Origin of the sequence: Pseudomonas sp. R25(2017), assembly GCF_002112565.1 — a bacterium.
Lineage (GTDB): Bacteria > Pseudomonadota > Gammaproteobacteria > Pseudomonadales > Pseudomonadaceae > Aquipseudomonas > Aquipseudomonas ekonensis.
Window position 1 is genome coordinate 101505 of record NZ_NEHZ01000018.1, and the last position, 15327, is coordinate 116831.

Sequence of the window (15327 nt, forward strand, 5' to 3'; positions counted from 1 at the left end):
GCTACAGTAAGGTCTTTGTCGACTAAGGCTTTGTGCATGACTTTTCTGCGCCCTACCCTGCTGACGCTCGCTTGCCTGCTCGCCTCTCCGGGCTTCGCCGACGATCTGCCGTCACTCGGTGATGCCAGCTCTGCCATTGTCTCGCCGCAACAGGAATACCAGCTGGGCCGTGCCTGGCTGGCGCTGCTGCGCAGCCAGGTTTCCCAACTGAACGATCCGCAGCTCAAGGACTACGTCGAGTCCAGCGTCTACAAGCTGGTGGAGACCAGCCAGGTCAGCGACCGGCGCCTGGAGTTCATCCTGATCAACAGCCCGCAGCTCAACGCCTTCGCCGCGCCCGGCGGCGTGGTCGGGGTCAACGGCGGCCTGTTCCTCAACGCCCAGACCGAAGGCGAATACGCCTCGGTGCTGGCCCACGAACTGGCGCACTTGTCCCAACGCCACTTCGCCCGGGGCGTCGAAGCCTCCCAGCGGATGCAGGTGCCGATGATGGCCGCCCTGCTGGCCGGGATCGTCATCGCGGCCGCCGGCGGCGGAGATGCGGGCATCGCAACCATCGCCGGCACCCAGGCGGCGGCGATCCAGTCGCAACGCACCTTCTCGCGTCAGAACGAGCAGGAAGCCGACCGCATCGGCATCCTCAACCTGGAAAAGGCCGGCTACGACCCGCGCTCGATGCCGACCATGTTCGAGCGCCTGATGCGCCAGTACCGCTTCGACGCCAAACCGCCGGAATTCCTGCTGACTCACCCGGTCACCGAATCGCGGATCGCCGACACCCGCAACCGCGCCGAACAGGCCAAGCCCGGCGGCATCGAAGACAGCCTGCGCTATCAGTTGATCCGCGCCCGCGTGCAGCTGATCTACGAAGAGACCCCAGGGCTGGGCGCCAAGCGCTTCCGTGCGCAGCTGGACGAGAACCCGAAAAACGACGTCGCCCGCTACGGCCTGGCCATTGCCCAGATCAAGGGCGGCCAGTTGAATGACGCCCGGGAAAACCTCAAGCAGTTGCTGGCCAAGTCCCCGAACGAACTGATCTACAACCTGGCCCAGGTCGACCTGGACATCACCAACAACCGCCTGCCCGACGCCCAGTCGCGGGTCGACCGGCTGCTCACGCAGTTTCCCGGCAACTACCCGCTGAACCAGGTGCGGGTCGACCTGCTGCTCAAGCAGAACCGCGCCGCCGATGCGGAAAAGGCCCTGGACAGCCTGCTCAAGTCGCGCCCGGACGATCCGGACGTGTGGTATCAGGTGGCCGAGACCCGCGGCCTGTCCGGCAACATCATCGGCCTGCACCAGGCCCGCGCCGAGTATTTCGCCCTGGTGGGCGATTACCGGCAGGCGATCCAGCAACTGGACTTCGCCAAGCGCAAGGCCGGCAACAATTTCCCGCTGTCGTCACGCATCGATGCCCGTCAGCGCGAACTGATGGAACAGGAGCGCATGATCAAGGACATGATGGGCTGAGCCTGCCCGCTGGCATTAAACTGCGGGCATAAAAAAACCGCCTCTTTCGAGGCGGTTTCTTATTGGATTGACGACCTGATCACTCGGCCAGCTTGAAGGTGATGAAGCTGGCGCGTCCCTGACGCAGCACCCGCATCGACACCGAGCGGTTCTTCGGCAATGCCTTGGCGATCTCGGCGAACTCCTTGGCGGAGCCGATGGCCTGGTTGTTCAGGTGGGTGATGATGTCGCCCGGCTGCAGGCCGATCAGCGCCGCAGGACCGTCCTGGACTTCCTTGATGACCACGCCGCCCTTGAGGTCGTAGGTTTTTTTCTGCTCGGCGCTCAGCTCGCCGACCGATACGCCCAGACGGTTGCTGGTGCTCTCGACACCGGACTTCGGCAGCACGTCCGTGTCCTTGTCCTCATCGGGAATCGCACCGACGGTCAGCTCGATGTTCTTGCGCTTGCCGTCGCGGATCACTTCCAGGTTGGCCTTGGCGCCCGCCTTCAGCGCACCGACCAGATGCGGCAGGTCGGCGGACATGACGATCGGCTGGCCGTTCATGCTCAGGATCACGTCGCCCACTTGCAGGCCACCCTTGGCGGCAGGGCCGTCATCCTGGATCTGGGCCACCAGCGCACCGGCCGGTTTCTCCAGGCCGAACGATTCGGCCAGATCCTTGTTCACTTCCTGGATGACCACGCCCAGCCAGCCGCGGCTCACCTTGCCACCGCTCTTGAGCTGATTGGAGACGTCCATCGCCACGTCGATCGGGATGGCGAACGACACGCCCATGAAGCCGCCGGAGCGGGTGTAGATCTGCGAGTTGATGCCGACCACTTCACCGTTCAGGTTGAACAGCGGGCCACCGGAGTTGCCCGGGTTGATCGGCACGTCGGTCTGGATGAACGGCACGTAGTTTTCGTTCGGCAGGCTGCGGCCGACGGCGCTGACGATGCCTTGGGTCACGGTGTGGTCGAAGCCGAACGGCGAACCGATCGCCACCACCCACTGACCGGCCTTCAGGTCCTGGGACTTGCCGAGCTTGAGCACCGGCAGATCCTTGCCGTCGATCTTCAGCAGGGCCACGTCGGAACGCGGGTCGGTGCCGATCAGCTTGGCTTTCATTTCGCTGCGGTCGGCGAGGCGGACGAGGATCTCGTCGGCGTCAGCGATCACATGGTTGTTGGTCAGGATGTAGCCGTCGGACGAGATGATGAAGCCCGAACCCAGCGACTGGGCTTCACGCTGACGGTCGCCGCGGGGCGAACGCTGCTGCGGCGGCATGCCGCGCTCGAAGAACTCGCGCAGCATCGGCGGCAAGCCTTCCAGGTCCGGCATCTGCTGGTTCACCTTGCGGTCGGGCAGCTTCTGCGTGGTGCTGATGTTCACCACCGCAGGCGAGGCCTGCTCGACCAGTTGGGTGAAATCAGGCAGCTCGGCCGCCTGGACGGCGGGCACGGCCTGACCGAGCACCAGCACGGTGGCGAGAATGGAGAGATAGGACTTCAAGCTAGGTATCGACATACAGCTCCCGTTACGACGAGCAGGGTTAAGCGATATGGAGCAAGGAACACCGGAAACTGCGGGCCGGCATTTTTGTTCCGGGAACGACAGACAAGGCCAGAGCCGAGAGGCTCTGACCTATAGAAAAAAATTGGGTGTTTTGCAAATGAAAATGCTCAGCAAACATTTCTGCATCTCGACGAGGCAGCGCAAACAGCCTGGCCGGAATCGGCTTATTGCTTGCTGGTTGCGGCGCCATCATTGCGCATCGACAAGGCAATTCGTTCGGCGGTGCCGATCGGAATCTCACCGACCACGGTCACCATCATTTCACCCTCGGGCGTGGTCAGGCGACGGGACACCGCAACGGTCGGGCCGAGCTGAGTCCGAGTATCCGTGACCGTGGCGCCGTTGAGCGGCTCCAGGAACACCGAGAAGCGCGCCAGGCCATCGTCATACATCAGACTGCTGACCTGGGTCTTGGTCTCCGGATCCTTGCGCGAGGTACTGCTGGTCAGCTCGAAGCCCGGCGGCAGCCAGTCCGAATGCCAGACCTGGGCGGCCTTGACGGCGGACGCCTTGTCACTGTCCAGGGCGACGGCGCGGCAGTCGGATCCTGCCTGCAGGTCGCTGTCGGAAGGGATTTCAGAGGTATCGAGGCGGGTGAACTGGAAACGCTCGAGCAACTGGCCTTTGTCGTTGAGCAGAAGCGACTTGAGGGGCAGGCCCGTCTGTTTGTCCAGATGCAGTTCGAAACCGTAGCGGTGCTGGTCGCGGGGCGTCAGCGATACGATCACCGCTTCACGTCCGGCCACGCGCGACTTGCCAATGACGGCAAGTTCGTACCAATTCTTGAGTTTTTGAGGATCGAGGGGGCGGGCGGCGGAATTCGGAGAATCCCCCAGCCCCGCAATCAGTGCGCCACTGACACATTGCGTCCGTCCATCCACCCGCACCACTTCCTGCGCCGATCCGTCGAGCTGAAGCAGACGCTCGCGAACCTGGCCGTTCTGGACGCGATGCCAGATGGTATGGGTAGAGAAACTGCCGTTACGCTCGTAGACGAAAGTGCCGTGAAAGCTCTGCTGCTGTTCGGCCTGGCCCAGACGGGTCAACCAGTCCTGGGCGTCGTCGGCATGGGCTGGAACGATGAACCAGCCGCCAAGCAGAAGCGAGAGTAGCGGTATGGCGCGCATGATCCTCCTTAACGGTTTTCCAGGCTGGCTGCACGCGCGTAAGGCAGTGCGCTTTCAGTTCCCTTGAGTGCGGCCTGCTGGGCATGCTGGCGCAGATAGCCTGGCAGACGCTGATCGTGCCAGCCTGGCTGGCCTTGCAGAACGCCGTTGGCCATGGGACCTGTGGCTTCCGAACTCTCATTGTAGCCTGCCAAAACCGCCGGGCCCTTGACTTGAGGCACGGCCAACGTCGGCTGGTTGGACTGCTGAGCCAGTTCCACGCCAGCGATTTCGTCGTGGTTGTACAGGCGCACGCCGGCCAGCACGGCCACAGTCACCGACGCCGCAACAGCCAGGCGACCGAGATTGCGCCACGGGCCGCGGGAAACCTTGGCCGGAGCGGCTTCGTCTTCCAGCGCAGCAGAGACCGCCGCAGCGAGATCCAGACGCGGAAGCAGCAGATCCTTGTGCATGGCTGCCCGAGCGATCTGGTAGCGAGCCCAGGTTTCACGGGTTTCAACATCGTCCAGTGCATTGAGCACCCGACGCAATTCCAATTCGTCCGCTTCGTTATCCATCACTGCGGACAGCGATTCCTGCAGGGCTTCCCGACTCATGGCGTTCCTCTCTTGGCTGTCGCCGCTGTCTTTAGTTTTCCTGCAACAACGGCTGCAGGGCTTTGTCGATGGCCTCCCGGGCGCGGAAGATCCGGGAGCGCACGGTACCCACCGGACATTGCATGACGCTCGCAATGTCTTCATAACTCAGACCGTCGAACTCGCGCAGCGTCAACGCCGTGCGCAAATCTTCCGGCAATTGCTGAATGGTTCGATGGACGGTGCCTTCGATCTCATCCCGCAGCAATGCGCGTTCTGGCGATTCGAGATCCTTGAGGCCATGATCGCCGTCGTAGAACTCTGCGTCTTCGGAACTGACATCGCTATCCGGCGGCCTGCGGCCGCGTGAAACCAGATAGTTCTTCGCCGTGTTGATGGCGATGCGGTAAAGCCACGTATAGAACGCGCTGTCTCCGCGAAAGTTGCCAAGCGCTCGGAATGCCTTGATGAAGGCTTCTTGCGCAACGTCCTGGGCCTCATGGGTGTCGTGCACGAAACGCACGATCAACCCGAGAATTTTGTGCTGATACTTCAGCACCAGCAGATCGAACGCCCGCTTGTCGCCACGCTGAACGCGCTCGACCAGCTGCTGATCCTCTTCCTGGGTTAGCATGAACACTCCTCGATGAGCTCGGAGGAGGCTTGCATAACCAAACGACCGGACTTGCAAACATAGACTCGGGCTTTTCGCAAAAGTTCTCCCCCTCCAAGCAAGTTTCCTGCGGGGCTCTGATTAGGCACGCACGAAAAACGCAGCGCGGAATGAACCGGCTGCGCGAATAATCTTGTCATCGGTTCGCCGGCAGGAACCCGACCTCAGGTTCCGCTTCGAAGCCGACACTGTCCCTTGTCTCAGGCACCTGTCTATTGATCTTGGGCCCTTGGCAAAAGTTCCAAATATTTATAGCCGCGCCATACCGACATTGGGCGACCATGAGCGGAAAAAGTATGTTTCATCCCCGATACAGCCGTCTTTTTGCGAAGTCTGCCAAAAAGGCATCCGACGAAACGTTCGGATTTTCCCGTCACGGTAGTTTCACAATGCCATATCGGCCCGGCTATTGTGCCGATCCCCCCCTCTATATACTAGTGGGCTGTGTGGCGGCCCCGACGTGCCGATCCAGCTGTCTTGCGCCACCCCCGACCCGGGTCGCTTTGAGCGGAATCCTGAAATGAGCCAACAGTTCCAACACGATGTTCTGGTCATTGGCAGCGGCGCTGCCGGTTTGAGTCTTGCGCTGACCCTGCCGGGCCATTTGCGCATCGCCGTGCTGAGCAAGGGCGATCTGGCCAACGGCTCCACCTATTGGGCCCAGGGCGGCGTTGCGGCCGTGCTGGACGACACCGACACCGTCGAATCCCACGTCGACGACACCCTGAACGCCGGCGGCGGCCTGTGCCATGAGGACGCGGTGCGCTTCACGGTCGAGCACAGCCGCGAAGCGATCCAGTGGCTGATCGATCAAGGCGTGCCCTTCACCCGCGACGAACACGCCAGCGGCGAGGACGGCGGCTTCGAATTCCACCTGACCCGCGAGGGCGGCCACAGCCACCGGCGCATCATCCACGCCGCCGACGCCACCGGCGCGGCCATTTTCACGACGCTGCTGGCCCAGGCCAAGGAACGCCCGAACATCGAACTGCTGGAGCAGCGGGTCGCCGTCGATCTGATCACCGAACGCCGACTGGGCCTGGACGGCGACCGCTGCCTCGGCGCCTACGTGCTCAACCGCCGCAGCGGCGAAGTCGACACTTACGGCGCCAGGTTCGTGATCCTGGCCTCCGGCGGCGCGGCCAAGGTCTACCTCTACACCAGCAACCCCGACGGCGCCTGCGGCGACGGCATCGCCATGGCCTGGCGGGCGGGTTGCCGGGTGGCGAACCTGGAGTTCAACCAGTTCCACCCCACCTGCCTGTATCACCCGCAAGCCAAGAGTTTCCTGATCACCGAGGCCCTGCGCGGCGAAGGCGCCCACCTGAAGCTGCCGAACGGCGAGCGCTTCATGCAGCGCTTCGACCCGCGCGCCGAACTGGCGCCCCGGGACATCGTGGCCCGGGCCATCGACCATGAAATGAAGCGGCTGGGCGTGGACTGCGTTTTCCTGGACATCAGCCACAAGCCCGAAGCGTTCATCAAAAGCCACTTCCCGACCGTCTACGAACGCTGCCTCGGATTCGGCATCGACATCACCCGAGAACCGATCCCGGTCGTCCCGGCGGCGCACTACACCTGCGGCGGCGTGATGGTCGACCAGCAGGGCCGCACCGACGTGCCGGGCCTCTATGCCATCGGCGAAACCAGCTTCACCGGCCTGCACGGCGCCAACCGCATGGCCAGCAACTCGCTGCTGGAGTGTTTCGTCTACGCCCGCTCGGCGGCGGCCGACATCCTCGGCCAACTGGCCGACGTCAGCGTGCCCAGCGCCCTGCCCGCCTGGGACGCCAGCCAGGTGACCGATTCGGACGAAGACGTGATCATCGCGCACAACTGGGACGAACTACGGCGGTTCATGTGGGACTACGTCGGCATCGTGCGCACCAACAAGCGCCTGCAGCGGGCCCAACACCGCGTGCGCCTGCTGCTGGACGAGATCGACGAGTTCTACAGCAACTACAAGGTCAGCCGCGACCTGATCGAACTGCGCAACCTGGCGCAGGTGGCGCAGCTGATGATCCGCTCAGCCATGGAACGCAAGGAAAGCCGCGGGCTGCATTTCACCCTCGACTACCCGGACCTGCTGCCCGAAGCGCTGGACACTATTCTGGTGCCGCCCACCTACGCCGGCTGAACTTGAGGCGTACCCGCAGGCGACGGTGCACATCCGCCGCCTGCGCGTCCCGGGGCACGCAGACCGACCGTGTGCGCCGCTCGCCCCGCAGACGAAAACGCAGCACCACGATCAGCGGCAGCGCCAGGCTGTCCGGCCGCAACTGCACCGGCTGCCAGCCATCGGCGCGGTTCCACAACTGCCAACCCTGCGCGTCGCGGCGCAGACCGCTGAAGGCCTTGGAATGGCTGAGAAGAATCTGACGCGGCAACACCCAAGCGGCATGGCCCAGACAGGCCAAAGCCCCCAGCAAACTGGCCCAGAGCGGCACGGACAGACAAAAGACGGCTCCCAGGGCGAACGCCTGGGTCAGCAGATACGCCGCCAGCAGTTGCCCTGAGGCCTGCCAGCGGCATTCGAAGGTTTCACTTGGGCTGGACACGGTCCAGGATCATGCGGACCATGCGCTGCAGTTCCGGATCATCGGACTCGCTGCGTTCCATGAACCAGCCGAACATGTCCTGGTCCTCGCATTCGAGCAGGCGGACATACAGCGCGCGATCCACGTCGTTCAGGTTCGCGTAGACCTCTTTCACGAACGGCACCAGCAGCACGTCCAGCTCGAGCATGCCGCGGCGGCTGTGCCAAAAGAGGCGGTTCAGTTCAACTTGTTCGACCATGGAGCGCTCCTCAAATAGGCCGCAAGTATACAGGCCGGGCGCGTGCCGAACAGTCGGCTTTGGTCGGCCACCACCGATCCTTTATGAACTATCCATTTCAACGAGCCCCCCTTATGATGTGCCCCAGTCTCTTTACCCTGCGATGACCCATGGCCGATTCTGCTTTTTTCTGCACCCTGTCACATGAAGGCGTTCTCGCGGTCCGCGGCGCGGATGCCGGCAAGTTCCTGCAAGGCCAGCTGACCTGCAACATCAACTACCTGAGCGACAGCCAATCCAGCCTCGGTGCCCGCTGCACGCAAAAGGGCCGGATGCAGTCCAGTTTCCGCATCCTGCTCGAAGGCGACGGCGTGCTGATGGCGATGGCCGGCGAACTGCTGGAGCCGCAACTGGCGGACCTGAAAAAGTACGCTGTGTTCTCCAAATCCAAACTGACCGACGAAAGCGCAGCCTGGGTGCGCTTTGGCCTGGTTAACGGGGACGCGGCCCTGAACGGTCTCGGCCTGGCCCTGCCGGCCGAGACCGACAGCGTGGCGCGCCACGAAGGCCTGATCGCGGTTCGCGTCTCGCCGGATCGCGCCGAGCTCTGGGTGCCCGCCGATCAGGCGGACGCCATCAAGGCCCGTCTGTCCGCCGCATTGGCCGAAGGCGACCTGAACGGCTGGCTGCTGGGCCAGATCCGCGCCGGCATCGGCCAGGTCATGCCGAGCACCCGCGAGCTGTTCATTCCGCAGATGCTCAACCTGCAGGCCGTCGGTGGCGTGAGCTTCAAGAAAGGCTGCTACACCGGCCAGGAAATCGTCGCCCGCATGCAGTACCTGGGCAAGCTCAAGCGTCGTCTGTACCGCGTCAGCCTGGAGGCCGGCGAACTGCCGGAACCCGGCACCCCGCTGTTTGCGCCGAGCCACGGCAGTTCCATCGGCGAAGTGGTGCTGGCCGCCCGCGCCGAACACAAGATCGAACTGCTCGCGGTGCTGCAAGCCGAAGCCGCCGACGAGGGCGATGTGCACCTGGGCACGCTCGAGGGCCCGGCGCTGCAATTGCTCGACCTGCCTTACGAACTGGATCGCGACCGCGAGATCCAGCGCTGAACGCGGCCTTTGGTGCAAGACCTAGAGAAACGACATGAGCGAGCTGGCGGATAAGGTCCAACAGGATTTGGTTGAGGCCATCGACAACGATGATCTGGTTCTGCCCACCTTGCCGGAAGTGGCCCTGCAGATCCGCAAGGCCGCCGAAGACCCGGAGATCAGCGTCAGCGACCTGAGCAAGGTGATCGGCCGGGACACGGCGCTGTCGGCGCGCCTGATCAAGGTGGTCAACAGCCCGCTGCTGCGCGCGACGCAGGAAGTCACCGACCTGCACACGGCCATCACCCGGTTGGGCGTCAACTACAGCAGCAACCTGGCGATCGGCCTGGTGATGGAGCAGATCTTCCACGCCCGCTCCGACGTGGTGGAACAGAAGATGCGCGAAGTCTGGCGCAAGAGCCTGGAGATCGCCGGGGTCAGCTACGCGCTGTGCCGCCGCCACACCCAGCTCAAGCCCGACCAGGCCGCCCTCGGCGGACTGGTGCACCAGATCGGCGTCCTGCCGATCCTGACCTACGCCGAAGACCACTACGAACTGCTGTCGGATCCTGTCAGCCTCAACCACGTGATCGACCACATTCACCCGCTGCTCGGCGACAAGCTGTTGCGTGTCTGGGAGTTTCCGGAACGCTTGGTCGAACTGCCGGGGCTGTACCAAGACTTCAAGCGGGAGTCGGCCGAGATCGATTACGTCGATCTGGTGCAGGTGGCCAGCCTGTACTGCCACAAGGACACCGAGCATCCGTTCGCGCGCATCGACCCGTTCAGCGTTCCGGCGTTCCGCAAGCTGGGGATCGACACGGAGAACAAGGAAATGTGCGCAGACCTGGAAGAATCACGGTCGATGTTCTACTGACCCCTGTGGCGAGGGCGCTCGCTCCCGCCGGGCGGCGCCGCCTTCCAGAGTCAATCCTCAAAAGCCTCATCCGGCGATGAAGCTGACCCTGACCTTCAACCCCGCCTGCTCCCCGTCATGCAGCGTGATCTGCGCCAGGTGCGCCCGGCAGATCTCGCCGACGATCGCCAGCCCCAAGCCCGATCCCGCCACCTGCTGGTTGCGCCGGTAGAAGCGTTCGAACACCCGGTCGCGCTCGTGCAGCGGAATCCCCGGACCGTCATCCTCGACTTCCAGCACCGCCGGCGCCGTGACCCGCAGGATCACATTGCCGCCCGGCGGCGTGTGCGCCAGCGCGTTGTCCACCAGGTTGCTCAGCAATTCGTTGAGCAGCGTCGGCTCGCCGCGCAGCCACACCGGCTGATCCGCCTCCAGCGCCAGCGCGACGCCCCTGGCGTGGGCCAACGGCGCCATGGCCATGCCCAGCTCCCGGGCCAACTGGCTCAAATCGAGCAGCTCCGCGCCGCCCTCAGCGATGGCCCGGGCGCCGTTTTCCACCCGTGCCAGCGACAGCAACTGGTTGGCCAGGTGGGTCAACCGGTCGGTGCTTTGCGCCGAGGACTGCAAGGTGTCGTGCCAGACCTGCGGCTCGTTCGAGCGCAGGCCCAGCTCAAGCCGCGCCTTGAGCGCCGCCAGCGGCGTGCGCAACTCGTGCGCCGCGTCGGCGATGAACTGCGCCTGACGCTCGAACTGCCCGCGCAAGCGCTCGGTGAAATGATTGAGCGCCCGCACCAGCGGCCACAGCTCACGCTGCACCTGCACCAGCGGCAAGGGCCGCAGGTCGTCGGGCTGACGCTCCTCCACTGCCGTGCGCAAGCGCTCCAGCGGCCGCAGCGCGGCGCTCACCGCGAACCACACCAGCAGCAACGCGCCGCCGGCCAGCATGCCCAGGCGCAGCAGCGTGTCGGCCGCCAGGCTCTGGGCCATGCTGACCCGCGCTTCGTCGGTCTCGGCGACGCGGATTTCCGCCATGCCGTTCATGTTCGGTTCGCTGACGGCCTTGAGCAGGCTCACCACCCGCACGTTCTGCCCGCGGTAGGTGGCGTCGTAGAACCGCGCCAGGGCCGGGTAGCTGTCGGTGCGCGGCGTGCCGGGCGGCGGGCCGGGAAGGTTCTCGTAGCCGGAGATCAGCTTCTGGTGGATGTCGTTGACCTGGTAGTAGATGCGCCCGGCGCTGTCGTAGGCGAAGGTGTCGAGGGCCACGTAGGGCACGTCGGCGCTGAGGCTGCCGTCACGCTGCGAAAGGCCGGCGGCGATGGTGCGGGCCGACGCCAGCAGCGTGCGGTCGTAGGCGGTGTCGGCGGCTTCGCGCCCGTTCCAGTAGGCGCTCAGGCCGCTGGCGAGCATCAGCACCACCAGCAGCAGCGCCAGGTTCCACAGCAACCGCCAGCGCAGACTGCCGGGCTTATGCATCGCGGCTTTCCAGGAGGTAACCCAGGCCACGGAAGGTCACGATGGCCACCGCGTGCCCGTCGAGCTTCTTGCGCAGGCGGTGCACGTAGATCTCGATGGCGTCGGGGCTCGCCTCCTCGTCCAGGCCGAACACCTGCGCCGCCAGTTGCTCCTTGCTCATCACCCGCCCCGGCCGCGCGATCAGCGCTTCGAGCACGGCCTGTTCGCGGGAGGTCAGGGTGAGCAGTTCTTCGCCGAGGGTGAAGCGCCGTGTGTCGAGATCGTAGGCCAGCACGCCGCAGCGCTGCTGGCGTTCGCCGCCGAGCACGCTGCGGCGCAGCAGGGCCTTGACCCGAGCTTCCAGTTCGGTGAGCTCGAACGGCTTGGCCAGGTAATCGTCGGCGCCGAGGTTGAGGCCGTGCACCCGGTCCTTGACGTCGCTGCGGGCCGTGAGCATCAGCACCGGCAGGTTCTTGCCGCGTGCGCGCAGGCGCGCCAGTACTTCGAAACCGTCCATGCGCGGCAGGCCCACGTCGAGGATCGCCATGGCGTATTCCTCGCTGCCCAGCGCCAGGTCGGCGGCCACGCCGTCATGCAGCACATCCACGGTCAGACCGGTGCCCTTGAGCGCCTGCGCCACGCTTTCGGCGAGCGGCAAATGGTCTTCGACGAGCAGAACACGCATGGATCCTCACCTCATTCAGGGGGTGGCCGACGCCACTCTTTGGCGCGGAGTTTACCGCCGCCACCGCCGCTGTGAAGCCCGAAAACCGTGAAAGTCAACTGAAAGGTTAGCGAAAGGTTAGGCCGCTAGAGTCGGGTAACGGAATGTTTCGACTTCCGTCGCTGCCGCACACAGCGCTGCGAAAAACGCCACGAAGCGTTTTCGACCAATAAGAACAATAAACGGAGTACAGCATCCATGCAGTCCTTGCAGAGCCGGGCCTTCGCGCCTGTCCGCCCTTCCCGCTTCAGCCGCACCGCCCTCGCCAGCGCCGCCGCCCTTGCCGGCTTTTCCCCGCTGAGCCATGCCGACTTCATCGAAGACAGCAGCGCCACCTTCGAAACCCGCAACATGTACTTCAACCGAGACTTCCGCGACGGCACCAGCGCCCAGCAATCCAAGCGGGACGAATGGGCCCAAGGCTTCATGCTCAATCTGCAGTCGGGCTACACCGACGGCACCGTGGGGTTCGGTGTCGATGCGCTGGGCATGCTGGGTGTCAAGCTCGATTCGAGCCCGGACCGCACCGGCACCGGCCTGCTGCCGACCCACGATGACGGACGCGCGGCGGACGAATACTCCAAGCTCGGCCTGACCGGCAAGGTCAAGATCTCCGCCACCGAACTGAAGATCGGCAGCCTGATCCCGGAACTGCCGATCCTCAAGCCCAACGACGGACGCATCCTGCCGCAGACCTTCGAAGGCGGCCTGCTGACCTCCAAGGAGATCAAGAACCTGACCTTCACCGGCGGGCGCCTGGAGAAGGCCAAGGACCGCGACAGCACCGATTTCGAGGACATCGCCCTCAACAACAAGAACAGCCGTTTCGCCGGCACCGTCGCCGGCAAGCACTTCGATTTCGGCGGCCTGGACTACAAGTTCACCGACAAGATCACCGGCAGCTACCACTTCGCCCAGCTCGCCGAAGTCTACAACCAGCACTTCCTCGGTCTGGTCGCCTCACAGCCGATGGGCCCCGGCACCTTCGCCACCGACCTGCGGTTCGCCCTCAGCGACGACCAGGGCGCGGCCCGCGGCGGCAAGATCGACAACCGTTCGCTCAACGGCCTGGTCAGCTATGCCCTGAGCGGCCACAAGTTCACCGCCGGCTACCAGCACATGTCCGGCGACAGCGCTTTCCCGTATGTCGACGGCAGCGACCCGTACCTGGTCAACTTCGTGCAGATCAACGACTTCGCCGGCGCCGAAGAACGCTCCTGGCAAGCCCGCTACGACTTCGACTTCGCCAGGCTCGGCATCCCCGGCCTGAGCTTCATGACCCGTTACCTGAGCGGCGACAACATCCAGCTCAAGAACGGCGACGAAGGCAAGGAGTGGGAGCGCAACACCGAGATCAAATATGTAGTACAAAGCGGCGCCCTCAAGGACGTCGCCGTGCGCCTGCGCAATGCCACCTACCGTTCCAACTACTCCGCCCGCGATGCCGATGAAGTGCGTCTGCTGGTGAGCTACAGCGTTGCCCTTTGGTAATTCAGTACGTCCATAACAACAACTCCCAAGGAGACATAGATGAACTTATCACTGCGTAAAGTCGCTCTGGCCGCCGGCCTCATGGTGTTCGCCGGCCAGCTGATGGCCGAGCCCAAACGCCCGGAATGCATCGCGCCGGCCTCCCCCGGCGGCGGCTTCGACCTGACCTGCAAACTGGCGCAGAGCGCGCTGGTGAACGAAAAGCTGCTGACCAAACCGATGCGCGTGACCTACATGCCCGGCGGCGTCGGCGCGGTGGCCTACAACGCGGTGGTCGCCCAGCGTCCGGCCGATGCGGGCACGCTGGTGGCGTGGTCGAGCGGTTCGCTGCTGAACCTGGCCCAGGGCAAGTTCGGCCGTTTCGATGAGACCAACGTGCGATGGCTGGCGGCGGTCGGCACCAGCTACGGCGCCATCGCGGTGAAAAGCGATTCGCCCTACAAGACCCTCGACGACCTGGTCAAGGCACTGAAGAAAGACCCGAGCGCCGTGGTGATCGGCTCCGGCGGCACCGTCGGCAGCCAGGACTGGATGCAGACCGCCCTGATCGCCAAGGCCGCCGGGATCAACCCGCGCGACCTGCGCTACGTCGCCCTCGAAGGCGGCGGCGAGATCGCCACCGCCCTGCTCGGCGGGCACATCCAGGTGGGCAGCACCGACATCTCCGACTCCATGCCGCACATCCTCAGCGGCGACATGCGCCTGCTGGCGGTGTTCGCCGAGAACCGCCTCGACGAGCCGGAAATGAAAGACATCCCGACCGCCCGCGAGCAAGGCTACGACATCGTCTGGCCGGTGGTGCGCGGCTTCTACCTGGGCCCGAAGGTCAGCGACGAAGACTACGCCTGGTGGAAAGCCTCCTTCGACAAGCTGCTGGCCTCCGACGAGTTCGCCAAGCTGCGCGATCAGCGCGAGCTGTTCCCCTTCGCCATGACCGGCCCGGAGCTGGACACCTACGTGAAGAAGCAAGTCGCGGACTACAAGGTGCTGGCCAAAGAGTTCGGCCTGATCCAGTGATCGTCTCTGTCTAGCGACCATGGCCCTGCCCGGCGGGGTCATGGCACAGGAGTGTCTCCATGCTCATTCAACGCATCTTCGCGTCGGTGCTGTTGCTGGCCTGTGCCGGCCTGGCGCTGATGGCCTGGCCGTACCAGGCGGCGTTTTCCTACGAACCCGTGGGCCCTCGGGCGTTTCCGTTGCTGATGCTCGGCCTGATGGGGTCAGCCTTGCTGTACATGCTGTTCCGCCCCGCGCCGATCAAGCACAGCGAGGACGAACCGCCGCTGGACCGAGAAACGCTGACCAAGATCGGCCTCTGCACCTTGTTGCTGCTGGTGTTCGCCGGCACTTTCGAACCGTTGGGCTTCATCCTGGCCAGCATCGTCACCGGTGTGCCGATGGCCCGGCTCTACGGCGGGCGCTGGCTGCCCAGCGCCGTGATCATCAGCCTGATGGCCATCGGTCTTTACCTGTTGTTCGACCGTCTGATGGACGTTCCCCTGCCCTTGGGCCTGCTCGACGTACTGGAGAACTGA

At 64.4% G+C, this 15327-nt stretch carries 15 protein-coding genes; 7 read left to right on the forward strand and 8 right to left on the reverse strand.

Features of this window, described 5'->3' with window-relative positions; all coding sequences use genetic code 11:
- Positions 1 to 36 precede the first annotated feature (36 nt).
- Positions 37 to 1470 (forward strand): M48 family metalloprotease, encoded by a 1434-nt coding sequence (locus CAG31_RS22005; RefSeq protein WP_085585121.1) that lies wholly within the window; start codon positions 37 to 39, stop codon positions 1468 to 1470.
- 79 nt (positions 1471 to 1549) lie between these two features.
- Here the strand turns inward: CAG31_RS22005 and CAG31_RS22010 are convergent, their stop codons facing one another.
- From CAG31_RS22010 to rpoE, 4 genes are all read right to left on the reverse strand, one after another.
- Positions 1550 to 2980 (reverse strand): DegQ family serine endoprotease, encoded by a 1431-nt coding sequence (locus tag CAG31_RS22010; RefSeq protein WP_085585123.1) that lies wholly within the window; start codon positions 2978 to 2980, stop codon positions 1550 to 1552.
- Between the two features lie 212 nt (positions 2981 to 3192).
- Positions 3193 to 4155 (reverse strand): MucB/RseB C-terminal domain-containing protein, encoded by a 963-nt coding sequence (locus CAG31_RS22015; protein ID WP_085585125.1) that lies wholly within the window; start codon positions 4153 to 4155, stop codon positions 3193 to 3195.
- Between the two features lie 8 nt (positions 4156 to 4163).
- The gene (locus CAG31_RS22020; RefSeq protein WP_085585127.1) at positions 4164 to 4751 is read right to left on the reverse strand and encodes a sigma-E factor negative regulatory protein; all 588 of its coding nucleotides are present in this window, start codon (positions 4749 to 4751) and stop codon (positions 4164 to 4166) included.
- A 31-nt stretch (positions 4752 to 4782) separates the two neighbouring features.
- Positions 4783 to 5364, reverse strand: coding sequence for an RNA polymerase sigma factor RpoE (gene rpoE, locus CAG31_RS22025; protein WP_085585129.1), 582 nt, complete (start codon positions 5362 to 5364; stop codon positions 4783 to 4785).
- Positions 5365 to 5923: 559 nt separating this feature from the next.
- Here rpoE and nadB point away from each other — a divergent pair.
- The gene (gene nadB, locus CAG31_RS22030) at positions 5924 to 7540 is read left to right on the forward strand and encodes an L-aspartate oxidase (RefSeq protein ID WP_085585131.1); all 1617 of its coding nucleotides are present in this window, start codon (positions 5924 to 5926) and stop codon (positions 7538 to 7540) included.
- Here nadB and CAG31_RS22035 read toward each other — a convergent pair.
- Positions 7509 to 7961 carry a protein YgfX gene (locus CAG31_RS22035; protein WP_085585133.1) on the reverse strand — a complete coding sequence of 151 codons (453 nt, stop codon included), beginning with the start codon at positions 7959 to 7961 and terminating at the stop codon, positions 7509 to 7511. The two genes, nadB and CAG31_RS22035, sit on opposite strands and share 32 nt — an antisense overlap.
- Positions 7945 to 8199 (reverse strand): succinate dehydrogenase assembly factor 2, encoded by a 255-nt coding sequence (locus tag CAG31_RS22040; RefSeq protein WP_085585135.1) that lies wholly within the window; start codon positions 8197 to 8199, stop codon positions 7945 to 7947. Before CAG31_RS22040 ends, CAG31_RS22035 begins: the two co-directional genes overlap by 17 nt.
- A gap of 149 nt (positions 8200 to 8348) precedes the next feature.
- On the opposite strand from CAG31_RS22040, the gene CAG31_RS22045 reads away from it, so the two are divergent.
- Together CAG31_RS22045 and CAG31_RS22050 are read left to right on the forward strand one after the other, a co-directional pair.
- On the forward strand, positions 8349 to 9290 hold the full coding sequence (locus CAG31_RS22045) for a folate-binding protein YgfZ (protein WP_085585137.1): 942 nt from the start codon (positions 8349 to 8351) through the stop codon (positions 9288 to 9290).
- Positions 9291 to 9324: 34 nt separating this feature from the next.
- Positions 9325 to 10146, forward strand: a complete 822-nt coding sequence (locus CAG31_RS22050) for an HDOD domain-containing protein (protein ID WP_085585139.1) — start codon at positions 9325 to 9327, stop codon at positions 10144 to 10146.
- 66 nt (positions 10147 to 10212) lie between these two features.
- On the opposite strand, the gene CAG31_RS22055 is transcribed toward CAG31_RS22050, so the two are convergent.
- Together CAG31_RS22055 and CAG31_RS22060 are read right to left on the reverse strand one after the other, a co-directional pair.
- Positions 10213 to 11598 (reverse strand): sensor histidine kinase, encoded by a 1386-nt coding sequence (locus CAG31_RS22055; RefSeq protein ID WP_085585141.1) that lies wholly within the window; start codon positions 11596 to 11598, stop codon positions 10213 to 10215.
- Complete coding sequence (locus tag CAG31_RS22060; RefSeq protein WP_085585143.1) at positions 11591 to 12262, reverse strand: response regulator; 672 nt, start codon at positions 12260 to 12262, stop codon at positions 11591 to 11593. Before CAG31_RS22060 ends, CAG31_RS22055 begins: the two co-directional genes overlap by 8 nt.
- Positions 12263 to 12499: 237 nt before the next feature.
- Here CAG31_RS22060 and CAG31_RS22065 point away from each other — a divergent pair, with 237 nt between their 5' ends.
- Genes CAG31_RS22065 through CAG31_RS22075 form a run of 3 tightly spaced genes read left to right on the forward strand, consistent with a single transcriptional unit; the run spans position 12500 to position 15327 of the window.
- On the forward strand, positions 12500 to 13792 hold the full coding sequence (locus tag CAG31_RS22065) for an OprD family porin (protein WP_085585145.1): 1293 nt from the start codon (positions 12500 to 12502) through the stop codon (positions 13790 to 13792).
- 39 nt (positions 13793 to 13831) lie between these two features.
- Entirely contained in the window at positions 13832 to 14809 is a 978-nt protein-coding gene (locus CAG31_RS22070) for a tripartite tricarboxylate transporter substrate binding protein (RefSeq protein ID WP_085585147.1), read from the forward strand.
- A 59-nt stretch (positions 14810 to 14868) separates the two neighbouring features.
- A complete protein-coding gene (locus CAG31_RS22075) occupies positions 14869 to 15327 on the forward strand; it encodes a tripartite tricarboxylate transporter TctB family protein (protein WP_085585149.1) in 459 nt (152 codons plus the stop codon).

Excerpts from the sequence above, each read along its gene's own strand:
- CAG31_RS22005 (WP_085585121.1), top strand. The coding sequence starts at position 37 with ATGACTTTTCTGCGCCCTACCCTGCTGACGCTCGCTTGCCTGCTCGCC.
- CAG31_RS22010 (WP_085585123.1), bottom strand. The coding sequence starts at position 2,980 with ATGTCGATACCTAGCTTGAAGTCCTATCTCTCCATTCTCGCCACCGTG.
- CAG31_RS22015 (WP_085585125.1), bottom strand. The coding sequence starts at position 4,155 with ATGCGCGCCATACCGCTACTCTCGCTTCTGCTTGGCGGCTGGTTCATC.
- CAG31_RS22020 (WP_085585127.1), bottom strand. The coding sequence starts at position 4,751 with ATGAGTCGGGAAGCCCTGCAGGAATCGCTGTCCGCAGTGATGGATAAC.
- rpoE (WP_085585129.1), bottom strand. The coding sequence starts at position 5,364 with ATGCTAACCCAGGAAGAGGATCAGCAGCTGGTCGAGCGCGTTCAGCGT.
- nadB (WP_085585131.1), top strand. The coding sequence starts at position 5,924 with ATGAGCCAACAGTTCCAACACGATGTTCTGGTCATTGGCAGCGGCGCT.
- CAG31_RS22040 (WP_085585135.1), bottom strand. The coding sequence starts at position 8,199 with ATGGTCGAACAAGTTGAACTGAACCGCCTCTTTTGGCACAGCCGCCGC.
- CAG31_RS22045 (WP_085585137.1), top strand. The coding sequence starts at position 8,349 with ATGGCCGATTCTGCTTTTTTCTGCACCCTGTCACATGAAGGCGTTCTC.
- CAG31_RS22050 (WP_085585139.1), top strand. The coding sequence starts at position 9,325 with ATGAGCGAGCTGGCGGATAAGGTCCAACAGGATTTGGTTGAGGCCATC.
- CAG31_RS22055 (WP_085585141.1), bottom strand. The coding sequence starts at position 11,598 with ATGCATAAGCCCGGCAGTCTGCGCTGGCGGTTGCTGTGGAACCTGGCG.
- CAG31_RS22060 (WP_085585143.1), bottom strand. The coding sequence starts at position 12,262 with ATGCGTGTTCTGCTCGTCGAAGACCATTTGCCGCTCGCCGAAAGCGTG.
- CAG31_RS22065 (WP_085585145.1), top strand. The coding sequence starts at position 12,500 with ATGCAGTCCTTGCAGAGCCGGGCCTTCGCGCCTGTCCGCCCTTCCCGC.
- CAG31_RS22070 (WP_085585147.1), top strand. The coding sequence starts at position 13,832 with ATGAACTTATCACTGCGTAAAGTCGCTCTGGCCGCCGGCCTCATGGTG.
- CAG31_RS22075 (WP_085585149.1), top strand. The coding sequence starts at position 14,869 with ATGCTCATTCAACGCATCTTCGCGTCGGTGCTGTTGCTGGCCTGTGCC.